Annotated in this window: 10 protein-coding genes; 7 read left to right on the forward strand and 3 right to left on the reverse strand. The window is 44.5% G+C overall.

Features of this window, described 5'->3' with window-relative positions; genetic code table 11:
• Positions 1–26: 26 nt before the first annotated feature.
• Positions 27–1,031, reverse strand: coding sequence for a hypothetical protein (locus tag VXP95_RS01910; protein WP_416705501.1), 1,005 nt, complete (start codon positions 1,029–1,031; stop codon positions 27–29).
• 381 nt (positions 1,032–1,412) lie between these two features.
• Positions 1,413–1,658 carry a SlyX family protein gene (locus tag VXP95_RS01915; protein WP_144724524.1) on the reverse strand — a complete coding sequence of 82 codons (246 nt, stop codon included), beginning with the start codon at positions 1,656–1,658 and terminating at the stop codon, positions 1,413–1,415.
• 34 nt (positions 1,659–1,692) lie between these two features.
• On the opposite strand from VXP95_RS01915, the gene VXP95_RS01920 reads away from it, so the two are divergent.
• Positions 1,693–3,597, forward strand: a complete 1,905-nt coding sequence (locus VXP95_RS01920; RefSeq protein WP_416705500.1) for an ATP-binding cassette domain-containing protein — start codon at positions 1,693–1,695, stop codon at positions 3,595–3,597.
• A 107-nt stretch (positions 3,598–3,704) separates the two neighbouring features.
• Entirely contained in the window at positions 3,705–4,640 is a 936-nt protein-coding gene (locus VXP95_RS01925; RefSeq protein ID WP_416680465.1) for a lauroyl acyltransferase, read from the forward strand.
• Positions 4,641–5,129: 489 nt separating this feature from the next.
• Here VXP95_RS01925 and VXP95_RS01930 read toward each other — a convergent pair whose 3' ends face one another.
• Positions 5,130–6,260, reverse strand: coding sequence for an endonuclease/exonuclease/phosphatase family protein (locus tag VXP95_RS01930; protein ID WP_416711282.1), 1,131 nt, complete (start codon positions 6,258–6,260; stop codon positions 5,130–5,132).
• A 188-nt stretch (positions 6,261–6,448) separates the two neighbouring features.
• Between VXP95_RS01930 and asd the strand changes: the two genes are divergently transcribed.
• From asd to truA, 5 genes are all read left to right on the forward strand, one after another.
• Positions 6,449–7,567, forward strand: coding sequence for an aspartate-semialdehyde dehydrogenase (asd, locus tag VXP95_RS01935; RefSeq protein ID WP_144724520.1), 1,119 nt, complete (start codon positions 6,449–6,451; stop codon positions 7,565–7,567).
• Between the two features lie 138 nt (positions 7,568–7,705).
• Complete coding sequence (locus VXP95_RS01940) at positions 7,706–9,217, forward strand: hypothetical protein (protein WP_416711284.1); 1,512 nt, start codon at positions 7,706–7,708, stop codon at positions 9,215–9,217.
• A 66-nt stretch (positions 9,218–9,283) separates the two neighbouring features.
• Entirely contained in the window at positions 9,284–10,654 is a 1,371-nt protein-coding gene (locus VXP95_RS01945) for a fimbrial protein FimV (RefSeq protein ID WP_416711286.1), read from the forward strand.
• Positions 10,655–10,701: 47 nt separating this feature from the next.
• Positions 10,702–11,670 carry an asparaginase domain-containing protein gene (locus VXP95_RS01950; protein WP_416711287.1) on the forward strand — a complete coding sequence of 323 codons (969 nt, stop codon included), beginning with the start codon at positions 10,702–10,704 and terminating at the stop codon, positions 11,668–11,670.
• Between the two features lie 14 nt (positions 11,671–11,684).
• Complete coding sequence (gene truA / locus VXP95_RS01955; RefSeq protein ID WP_416680475.1) at positions 11,685–12,482, forward strand: tRNA pseudouridine(38-40) synthase TruA; 798 nt, start codon at positions 11,685–11,687, stop codon at positions 12,480–12,482.
• Positions 12,483–12,571 lie beyond the last annotated feature (89 nt).

Consider the following 12,571-nt stretch of genomic DNA (forward strand, 5'->3'; position numbering starts at 1 on the left):
ATAAAACGCAAGTTTGCACGATGAAATTAATTCAGGAACATTTCATGACTATATAAAATTTCATGACCATTCCAGTAAATATAACCTTTCTCGATCAGCTCCTTAAGCAGCAAGCGGATATCCGATTTGGGAAATAACTGCTCCAGTAAATCACGTAATTCATAAATATCTTTGGGTTTATTACCCTGGAGTTCACGCAGTTTACGCGCCACTTCGAGTTGTACCGGATCAATCCGGCCAAAGTTCTTGAACAGGTCCTGCTGGGCCGACTGGATCGATGACTTGAGCGATTCAGATTCAACAGGAACCTCATCAACTTTTAGCTGGGAAATGACCTGATCCAGTTTTGGATTTTCAACCGGACTTTGTTCATCTAAATCGAGTTGCAGCCATTGTTTCAGGACTTTTTTCCGGAAGCTGATTTGCTCGTCATAACGTTTGACGATTTTCAGGTTAATCAACATGCCGACCACATGCTGGGCTTTTAGCGGCATCACTTGCAGAATATTCGCTACTGAATTTTTCAGGCTTTCCACTGTATGGGGCTTGCCGCTCATTTTCCCTAATGCATCACAGTATTTTTTCACCAGTTGCAAGGCGGGTTTGTTCTTGATGGCGTCCAGACTAGGAAGATGATTCTTAGGTTGATCTGTTGGAATGCTTATCTCATCAGGCTGGATCTGAATCAGGTGACACGGAATATCAGAAGCCTGTAGCATCTGCTGCAACATCTCGCTGCTGTCCATCGCCGAAATCAGCTCAACCTCGGATTCCGGCTCTAATAGCGCCATGAGCTGTCCGACGATCACGGCATATTCATATTCTTTCTGAGGTGACTCAGGCGTGTCCAGTACTACAACCTGACCACTACTCACCCAGCCAGCCAGCTCGGTTAAATCCTTTAAGGAGAATTCAAATTTTCCGGCACAGCTAAACAGGTATAAAGTCGAGTAATGCGCCACAATCTCACGCATTAACTTAGCTGTGGGGAAATTATTTTCGAGATCGAGTAGAACAACTTTTGGGTGCATGGGACGCAATTCCGGAATGTACCTGAGAGCCATTATTAGAGTAGGAAGTGAGTGAAAGGTCAAATAATTTTACGGATAATCTGCCGATGGCACTGCTATAGACCTATTTTGACAGAGTCTCCACCCTCAGGATAGGAAATGCCTGCAAGCAAGCTTTTTTACAAACGGGAATATGGGTGGCTAACAGGAAAATTTCTTTTACGTCTGATGATTACACTGCGCTTTACTAATTTTATATACTCATGCAAAACGACTTAAAGTCTGATTCAAAAAAATATTCCTCTTTTCTGAGACTTATAAATTGGTCTATCTTTATTTTTGATTAAAAAAACCCTTAGATCAGCTAAGGGTCATTCTTGTAATTAAATCATTGCTTGCAAATTAATAATGCGGTGGCCGATCTGCAACTGGATCAAATTCTGCAATACCTTTAGACAGATCGGAGGACTCAACACGTTGATATAACAGCTGCATTTGCTGTTTCAGGTCAGCAATTTCCAGACTCTGTTTGGCCACCTGATCATTCAACTGTTCAACTAAATCGTCTAAAAATGCAATTCGCACTTGCAAATCTTCAATGGGTGCGGAAAATGACGCCTGATCATTTAGATTTTGTTGTTTAGTCATTTAAAGTCCTCACTGGGGGATTTCAGGAAACATTATGGCCTATATTACCCTTAGGGATGTCCAACTTGCGTTTGGTGGACCTGCCCTGCTCAACGGCGCGAATTTTAACTTGGAACGCGGCGAACGAGTGTGTTTGATTGGCCGTAATGGTGAGGGTAAGTCTACCTTACTTAAGCTGATTGAAGGAAGCTTGCTGCCGGATAGCGGTGAAGTTTCCTTACAAAATGGCATTACCATTTCCATGCTGGCACAAGATGTACCGATGGATTCAGGTAAAGTGGCTGATATCGTGGCAGACGGTGCCGGTGAAGCTGCCGAAGTGTTGCGTGCCTATCATGAAGCCAGTGAAGCCTGTGTGCTAGGTGACATGGACGCCTGTGAGCGTATGGGGAACCTGCAACACAAAATGGATCAGCTGGATGGCTGGGCACTGGAAACCAAGGTCAATTCGATTTTAAGTAAAATGGGACTGGACCCGGAGGCAGATCTTGCCGATTTGTCTGGGGGCCGGAAACGTCGTGTCCTGCTAGCACGTGCTTTACTTACCCAACCCGATGTCCTGTTACTGGATGAACCGACGAACCATCTGGATGTAGAAAGTATCGAATGGCTGGAAAAATTTCTGCTCGATCAGAATAATTTAACCTTACTATTTATTTCACATGACCGTGCCTTTGTCGATAGCATTGCCACCCGTATTGTGGAGCTGGATCGTGGTCAACTGCGCAGTTATGAGGGTAACTATTCACGTTATCTAGACCTGAAAGCGCAGCAAATGGAAGCTGAAGAAAAACAAAATGCGCTATTCGATAAAAAGCTTGCTGAAGAAGAAGTCTGGATCCGTCAGGGCATTAAAGCCCGTCGTACCCGTAATGAAGGCCGTGTGCGTGCCCTGAAAGCATTGCGTGAAGAATCTAAGGCACGTCGTTCACAGCAAGGTAAAGTGACGATGGCAACTCAGGATGCCAACCGTTCAGGCAAACTGGTGTTTGAAATTGAGAACCTGAGTGTGAAATTCGGTGACAACACACCAATCATCAATAACTTCTCTGCACTTGTACTGCGTGGCGATCGTATCGGTCTGGTCGGCGATAACGGTGTGGGTAAAACTACACTCATTAAAGCCATTCTGGGTGAGATAGAACACGGCGGCACGGTGAAGACCGGTACGCAGCTTGAAGTGGCCTATTTTGACCAGTTACGTAATGCGCTGGACCTGGAAAAATCAGTGAAAGATAACGTATCAGAAGGTTCTGACCATGTGGATGTGAATGGTAACCGCCGTCATATCTATAGTTATTTACAAGATTTCCTGTTTTCGCCAGAACGTGCCCGTACACCAGTCAAAGCTTTGTCGGGTGGTGAGCGTAACCGTATCCTGTTGGCGAAACTGTTACTCAAACCATCAAATCTGATTGTGATGGATGAGCCAACCAATGACCTGGATATGGTAACACTAGAGTTACTTGAAGAAATGCTCAGTGGCTATACAGGCACCTTACTGTTGATCTCGCATGACCGGGCCTTCATGGACAATGTGGTGACATCCACTTGGGTCTTTGATGGTAAGGGCAATATTGACGAATATGTTGGCGGTTATCAGGATTATCTGGAACAGCGTCCAGACCAAACTGTAGTTGACCAAAAAAGTGCCGTGAAAAAGGCCATGGCCAAAGCGGAAGCCGAGGCGGCGCCAGTTGCTGCTAAGAAAGTTAAGCTTAGCTACAAGGACCAGCGCGCACTTGAGCAACTTCCGGCTGAAATAGAAGCGCTGGAAAAAGAGCAGACCGAGATCAATGTTCAACTGGCTGATGGCGCTTTATTCGTAACCGATTCTGATAAAGCTCTGAAACTTTCTAACCGTTTGTCAGAAATTGATGAGCTATTACTGGAAAAATTAGAGCGCTGGGAAGAGCTGGACAATATGAATAACGGCTAAATATTCTACTAGTCTTTATTAAAGCATCTGTATTCGGACAGATGCTTTTTTATTTCAAGAATCTTCTCTGTTAGACTGCTGCTAATCTTTTAGCCCTATGTTGTTCTATGAGTACCCAGCCTGCATATCAACCCGGTGAATTTCAATGGTCATTCCTGTTACCTCAATACTGGGGTAATTGGCTAGGCATTATTTTCCTGATGATTCTGGCAATCTTACCCTGGGCCATTCAGCACCGTCTGGCTGTCTGGCTAGGCAAGCTTTCCTTTAAATACCTTAAATCGCGCCGTGAAACCACACTTCGCAATCTGCAGGTTTGTTTTCCGGAATGGTCTGCAGAGCAGGTACAGGACAATGCACGTCAGGTGTTTATTGACCAAATGCTGGGTTTGTTTGAGACCTTAAATGCCTGGTATAGCCCGAAATGGTTTCAGGGTCGTGTCAGTATCGAAGGCCTGGAACATATTCAGCAGGCACAAGCTAAAGGCCAAGGCATGCTGCTCTTAGGTACACATTCCACCTTGCTGGATGCTGGCGGTTATCTTTGCGCACAGTATTTTGAACCAGATGTGGTTTATCGTCCGCAGAACAATCCTCTTTTGGACATGCTGATTTATCGTTGTCGTGCCACAATTTATGCTCATCAGATTGATCATGACGATATGCGTGGTCTGGTACGCAACCTGAAAAATGGCCATGCCATCTGGTACAGTCCGGATCAGGATTACGGGTTAAAACAAGGGGTGATGGCACCATTCTTTGGCGTCCCGGCAGCAACTGTCACCGCACATCGTCGTTTACTGAAAATGACTAAAGCGGCTGCCATTCCTTTATATTTTTATCGTCATGGCGATATCAAAAATCCTCGTTACCATGTGCTGATTGAACCGGCACTGGAGAATTTTCCTGGTGAAAATGAAATCGAGGATGCGACTCGCGTGAATCGGGTGATCGAGCAGCAGTTACGCATCGCACCAACCCAGTATATGTGGTTCCACCGCCGCTTTAAGACCCGCCCTGAAGGCTATAAATCAATTTACTGATTCGGTTTAATCCCAGGGTTTTAAACCGTAACTTAAAATCCTGGATCACTTTACAGTTTTCAGTGACAGGCCACTGATTCAGAAAGTAGCGCTGAAATACGCTGTTTCATTGACTGCGTTTTCATGAGTAATTAGGGATTAATATCTATTACTCTCAAAATACGGCATTAAATTAAACAAATTATTCTTATCATCAAGAATATATTATAAAAATAAGCACTTAAAATAACTTAACCCGAGCTCTACATCCTGTAAAACTCGGGTTAATGAGGTTGTGCTTCCACATATTATAATTAGTTCTGCTTATTTGTGATTTCCCTTTCATCATCATGTCCATGATGTTTTCATTCAGCTTCGTCTTCCTTATGAGAATATCCTTTCTCGACTCCTTGTGCTGATAAACCTAGAATACCCAGATTCCATGGCTTTTCCCATTCGCAAGAAGCGCAAACTCCTGTAAGCAATATCGTACACTTTTCTTCTAAAAACCTAAGAAATTTTACCGCCTTCTTTATAAGCCATCGCAATTTCATCAGTCACTGTTTTTTCCTCTTTCTCTGCTTTCTGAATCCCCTCTTTGATAGCTTCTTGGGCTTCTTCTTCATCATCTTCGGTCTGCTCTAATTCTTCCTGAATATGCTCGAACACCCGACCAGTTTGTAAAATCAGAAACACCGGAAAATGATCAGAGCCTACATGGGGGAGACGCTCCATATGTACTAGGGCAAAATCGGTACTATGAAAAACATGATCGAGCGACCAGCGGAAAAAAGGATAATCGGCATGAAAAGTATTTACATAATGACGTCCCACCCGGGGGTCCAATAGTCCGCTGATGCGTTGAAACAGCCGTGTGGTACGTGACCAAGCCACATCATTCAGATCACCCATGACGATACAGCTTTCATCCAGATCTTTAATCTGATCACCCACAATCAACAATTCGGCATCACGCAAGGTGGAATCCTTGGCCTCGGTCGGGCTCGGTGGTTTTGGATGCAGACAGTAAAGTCGTACCGGCTGTCCCGAGCGTAAGATCACAGTGGTATGAATTGAAGGAATCTCGTCACTTAAAATAAACTTGACTTGAGTATTGCTGAGTTTGAGTTTGCTATACAGGTGCATGCCATACAAGTTATCCAAAGGCACGGCTACACGATAAGGATAATCTGCTTCAATCACCGCCAGTTCATTTTGCCAGGTTTGATCCGTTTCCAGCGTTAAGACCAGGTCTGGCTGATGGGTCTGGATCTGTTTAATCAGCAGATGATATTGGTTATTGGTGGTCAGCACATTTGAAACAATCAGGGAGATTTGTCGCTGCGGATCCAGCTGATCCTGTTTGACCTGTTTGACCTGGTTTTTCCAGACAAAGGTATAGGGCAATACCATTTTTAGCTGATAGGCCAAGGCAGCAATCAGACCAATAAAAAGTAGCTGGTTAAACCAGGTCCAGGGATGCTCAAGCACTAAAAACAGCACAAAGGTGATAAAGCCCACGGCCAGAATTTGTAACCTTGGAAAATCCGCACCTCGAATCCACCATTGGTCACTCGGGATCAGTGACCAGAAACTTAACCAAATGACAATGATTGCCATAATTTGGATAACCCATATCATAAGTGCGCTCTTTAATAAGTTGTTATTTTTTCTAAAAGAAAAGTGACGTTATCAATTTTGTATGTATCATAAAGTAGATATTTTTCTCAAGAATATTGATGTTTTGATTGTGTAGCACTTGCAGTCACCTCCCTTTTTGATACACTCGAATCCCTTTTGATTTTTTTAACGCACCGAGGCAAAGTGACATGAAAGTAGGTCTGGTCGGTTGGCGCGGGATGGTTGGTTCCGTCCTTATGCAACGTATGGTTGAAGAGAATGATTTTGCTCATTTTGAGCCCTTCTATTTCTCTACCAGTAATGCGGGTGGTGAAGCACCGGCATTTGGCGGTAAGACTGCCCCAGCACTTATGGATGCGACAGACATCAATAGTCTGAAGCAAATGGATGTCATTATTACCTGCCAAGGTGGCGACTATACCTCTGAAGTTTTCCCGAAACTGAAAGCGGAAGGCTGGAACGGTTACTGGATTGATGCAGCATCCACCTTACGCATGGATGATGAAGCGATTATCGTACTTGATCCGGTCAACATGAACGTGATCAAAGATGGTCTGGTCAAAGGCACCAAGACTTTTGTCGGTGGTAACTGTACGGTTTCCCTGATGTTGATGGGCTTAGGCGGTCTGTTCCAGAACAATCTGGTGGAATGGGCAACTTCTATGACTTATCAGGCAGCTTCCGGTGCTGGTGCGCAAAACATGCGTGAGCTGATCAATGGTATGGGTTATTTATATAACAATACCAAAGAGTTGCTGGATGATCCACGTTCTCCAATTCTGGATATCGACTCCAGAATTGCTGAACTACAACGTGGTGAAGGCTTCCCGTCTGCAAACTTCGGCGTACCTTTGGCAGGTTCATTGATTCCTTATATCGACAAGCAGCTGGAAAGCGGCCAGTCGAAAGAAGAATGGAAAGGCCAGGTTGAAACCAACAAGATTCTGGGCAACCAGCAGATCGTACCGATTGACGGTCACTGTGTGCGTATTGGTGCTATGCGTTGTCACTCTCAGGCATTGACGTTGAAACTGAAAAAAGATGTACCTTTGGATGAGATCGAAGACATCATTGCAGGTGCCAATGACTGGTCTAAAGTGATTCCAAATACTCGCGAAGCATCCATGACAGATCTGACTCCTGTTGCTGTAACAGGTACTTTAAGCGTTCCAGTCGGCCGTCTGCGCAAGCTGAATATGGGTAAAGAATATCTGGGTGCGTTCACTGTAGGTGACCAGTTACTTTGGGGTGCGGCTGAACCATTACGCCGTATGCTGCGTATTCTGATTGACTATAAGAACGCTTAAGTTTCCGTCAGGAAATAAAGCCCTAAGCCGATCTTTATTGATCGGCTTTTTTGTGTAACTATTAAGTAAGTATTTTACAAAAAACAAACATCCCGTTAATCTATAATTTTCGCTATGCGATAATGACTGAGCTCACAGATGACTGTATATAACAAATTAAAGCTTGCCATTTTAGCCATTGTTGCTTCACAAAATATTCATGCGATAAATGTAGATCCAGTACAAATCCAGTCTGCACCTGGGGAATTACTTTATGCAGAAATGACCTTCCGGCAGTCTGATATCAATTTACCCATTGAGGTCAGTCTGGCTTCGCCTGAAGATTTAATGTCAATTGGTGCATCGCATCAGCCACCGGGTCATCTGAACTTTTTTACCCGGCGCAGCAATAATGGCACAGGTGTCATTACCATTACCTCTTCACGACCAATGACGGATCGGGAACTTAATATTATTGTCAAAATCAAGGAAGGTAATGCTGCACGCCTGCAACATGTGCGTACCATTTTAAGACCTAAAACCGATTTGTTACAGGCGAGCCTGAAACAGAATGAACGTCCGCTTGCGCCAGTTGTAGTAGTCAGTGAAAAAGATATTGCGCTGAACTTACCCGTAAGCAGCCATTACAATACGGCAGCCTCCACATCCCTAAACAAGCAACCGGTTTTACAAAAGCCGCTGGCATTACAATCGACAACACCCCCTGCCTTATCGAACACTTCGATTCCTAAAACTGCATCGTCTGCGCCAACTGTCACGACAGCAATTCATGCTCAGACGGTCGCTCCCGTGCTTAAAAACGAATCTGTCACGGCATCCCAGACCCAAGCTTCAGATGCCGTACCAAAGCCCGCTACTGCAGCATCAACTCCAAGCAAATCAGCCAGTATGTTGCCAGAAAATCAAACCACGTCAGGGCAAAATAAAGGAGCTGTACAGAAAGCTGTAGAATCCGGTTCTGATCACCAGACAGCCTCCAGTGATCCTTTGGTGAAGAAGTTTGCTGAGGAGCAAGCCAGAAAAGCTGCTGCTTCTGCCCATCCGGTGAAAACTCCACCTCCAGCAACTGCCAAGGCTAAACCAGTCCAAGCAACTTCAAACCAGGTTAAACCGACTTATGTGGTTCAATCTAATGAGTCATTGTGGGGGATTGCTTCAAGAATTGCCGAACAGCAGCAGCGTCCGGTCAATGAAGTCATGCAGCAAATTAAAAAAGACAATGAGCATGCCTTTATTGGTGGAAATGCCAATCGTCTACGTAAGGGTGCAGCACTCAACTTAAACTCGGCCCATACCACACCTGCACCCATTAAAGTCTCTGCAGCATCTCAGACAGAGCGACCTTCCACGCCCGCTGCCAAAACAAAATACCGTTTAAATCAGGCAGAAATGAGTCTGGTGGCTGAGAACCAGCACAATTCTGGACAGCTTTCTGCAAACCAGAACACAGAACACAATCAAACTTCAAAGGAATTGTCATTAAAAGTTATGACAGCCCGAGAAAAAACCGTTAAATTACAGAGAAACGTAACTGAATTAGAATTGGCACTCAATCAGAAGGATCACAGAATTCAGTTATTAAATGCGCGTCTGGCCCAGCTACAACAACAGCTCAAAGCCCAACAAGCAGATAAAAAGCCAATTAATTAAAAAGTTACACATGACGATTTATTGGGATAGGCGAACTTAAACTACTCTATCCCCAAGGGGTAAAACATGCTGATTTATGTGATTCCATTAGTGATATTGATCATCGTATTAATTGTCTTTAAAAAAAGACAAGATGCTCAAGAATCAGATAAAGCAAAAACTAAAACGGTAAAAGCGAAAAAAACTGGCTCTGCATCAAAAGCAGCCCCACAAAAAACCAAAGTGGTTGAGCCAGTCGCGGTCGCAAAAAAATCAGCAACACCATTATCAGCAGAAACACGCAAGAAAATTGAAGGCCTGATTCAGGAACGTAATTTTTTTGCAGCTGAAGCGCAGATCAATCAGGCATTGAACCGGGATAATTCCCAGCATGAACTCTATCTGTTGTTATTGGATATTCATATCTTACAGCAAGATGATTTTGCGATTACCCAACTGATTAATCATATTCGTGTTCTGAAAATCGATGAACTTCTCTCTCAGGCTGAAGAAAAAAGAAGCGCCTATGAAAGAGACAAATCGATTAAACCAGATCCAGTTTCTAAGTCTGTTGTTCCCGCATCGAATATAAGTGATTTTGATGAATTGAGTCTTACATCACTTCCTGTGGATACAAAAGCTGGTTTAGCATTCGAGCAACTACAACAAGAAAGTGCGCCAGTTAAAGAAGAACCAGCACCTCTTGAATTTAATTTTAAGCCGAGTGCTGCGCCTGCCTCAACCAGCGCAACAAAGACTGAGCCTGAACAAGACAACAGTTTTGACTTTAATCCAAAGAGTAGCTTTACTCAGAGTGTGCCGACTGAATCAGCACCAGTAGAGGTTAATGAAGTTCAGTTTGACTTTGAATCTTTTAAAGTAGAGCCAACAACGTCAGAAATTTCTTCTGTAGCTTCTGATCGTCTAGAAACAGATTCTGAAAATAAAACGAATCTTAATCAGATTCCTGATCTTGATCTCAATTTAAGCACTAATAATGAACAGTTACCGGCTAGCGATGAAGAAATCAAGCCTCTAGATTTTTCATTCTCACTTGACACACCTGTACCAGCAGCTGAGAAAATTGCGGTGCCAGAGACTGAGTTTGATCTGTCCAGTTTGACAGCTGCAGCACCTGTGACAGAACCAACGCCACAAACTAATCTATCAAGCATAGATTTTAAATTAGATCATTTAGAAACCACGCCAGAAGCACCTGCTGTCCCAGCAATGAATTTCGAGAGTTCTGCAGCGGTCAACCAGCATGATCCGCTGGTGCAATCTTTCCCGGAATTACTGGATGTTAATGAAGCAAGTCTTAACCTCGACCTTGCCCAGCAATATATTCAGCTCGGTGCCTATGCTGCTGCCCGTGAAATTATTGCAGAACGAGAAACTGAATATACAGCTGATCAGAAACAACGAGCAGAGCAATTACTGAATCAAATCGCATCCTGATGCATTTCGATTTAAACTAAAGCAGGCAAAAATTGGCTGCTTTTTTTATGATAAAAAATATTGCATTAATTTATATGGGCGGCACATTCGGCTGCGTGGGAGATCCTCTCGCACCAATGCCTGCTGATTTATTTATTCCTAAACTCGAAGAGATACTTGCAGAGCAGTATTTCGTCGAATACCATCAGGCACCCGTCATTAAGGACAGCAGTGCCTGCACGGCAACCGATTGGCTGCAACTGGTACAGTTTATTCAGCAACTGCAATCCCGGCAGATCCAGCATTTTGTGATTATTCACGGTACAGATACGCTGAGTTATGCCAGTGCAGTTCTCGCACACCTGATTGCAGACTCAGCACACGTGGTGCTGACCGGTAGCCAGTACCCGCTGCTGACTGCTCAAGGGGATCAACAGCGCGAATTTAGTGATGCTCTGGATAACCTTAGATTTGCATTAGATTCGGTCAGCAGCTGTAGCGCCGGGGTCTACCTGGCATTCCATCATCGGTTGCTACATGCACAAACTGCCCTCAAACAGCATACTACCGAGCTCAATGCCTTCTCCGGTCTTGATGCCAGCATTGCCATCCCAACCGGTCAGACATGCTATCAGGTCAGGGCAGAAGATATTGCAAAAGCGGCTGGATTTAACTGCATGAGTATCATGATGCAGCCGATCGATCTGGCTCAGCAGCTGAATAATCTAAATACCTTATTGGCGCGACCACCCCATTTTTTATTTCTGCAAGGTTTCGGTACTGGCAATCTTGCAGTCAATGATGCCCTGATTGCGTTCCTTGATCAGCTGTATGATCGGGGTTGTATTTCTGTCTTGACCACCCAAGTTCCTTTTGGTGCGACAGATCAGCGCTATGCCATTGCAGAATGGGTCAATCACTGCAAAATTTTACTGAATGAAAGTTATGGACATGCGGATCTGTATGCAAAAGCCCTGAAAATGTATTTACAATACGACACTGTAGAGCAATGGCATCGTCATTGGTACGATCAATAAGGTTTGAGGTCATTATGCAGCGTTTTGCGGTGGGAATTGAGTTTTGTGGAATGCATTATCGGGGATGGCAGACTCAACAGCCGGGAGTTGCAAGCGTACAGGAAACCATTGAAAAGGTCCTGAGCAAAGTTGCCGATCAACCCATTAGCCTGCATGGTGCCGGCCGTACGGATGCGGGTGTACATGCCACCAATATGGTGGCGCATTTTGATACCGATGCCCTGCGTTCAGAACGTGGCTGGCTGATGGGCTGCAATAGCCAGCTACCTAAAGATATCTCGATCCAGTGGATCAAGGAAATGGATCAGAGTTTCCATGCCCGATTTAAGGCACAGGCGCGCCGTTATCGTTATGTGGTCTATAATCATCCTGTCCGTCCTGCCTTGCTGCATAAACAGGTCACCCATGTCTATGCACCGCTCGATGTCGAACAGATGATACGGGCCGCAAAAAAGTTTGAAGGCACACATAATTTTGAAAGCTTCCGCGCTGCCGCCTGTCAGTCCAATCAGCCAGTCCGCCATGTCAGTCATTGCCGTCTGATCCGGCATGGTCAATATCTGGTGCTCGATATTCAAGCCGATGGTTTCCTGCACCATATGGTGCGAAACATTATGGGCTGCTTACTGGAAATTGGTCAGGGGATGTATGCTGCCGAGCATATTGATACTATTTTCGCGGCAGAAGACCGTAAAGCTGCTGGCGTGACCGCACCAGCAGATGGTTTATATTTTATTCATGCCGACTATCCGGCGCAGTTTGAATTACCGGAATTACCCTTAGGGCCACATTGGCTGAATATGCCGGAATAGTTTTTAAATTTTTTAGAATATTTACCTCCCCTAACCCCTCCTGAAAGGAGGGGAATTCCTCCCTTTTTTAAAGGGAGGTTAGGAGGGAT

Origin of the sequence: Acinetobacter sp. 226 (assembly GCF_048147925.1) — a bacterium.
Classification (GTDB): domain Bacteria; phylum Pseudomonadota; class Gammaproteobacteria; order Pseudomonadales; family Moraxellaceae; genus Acinetobacter; species Acinetobacter pecorum.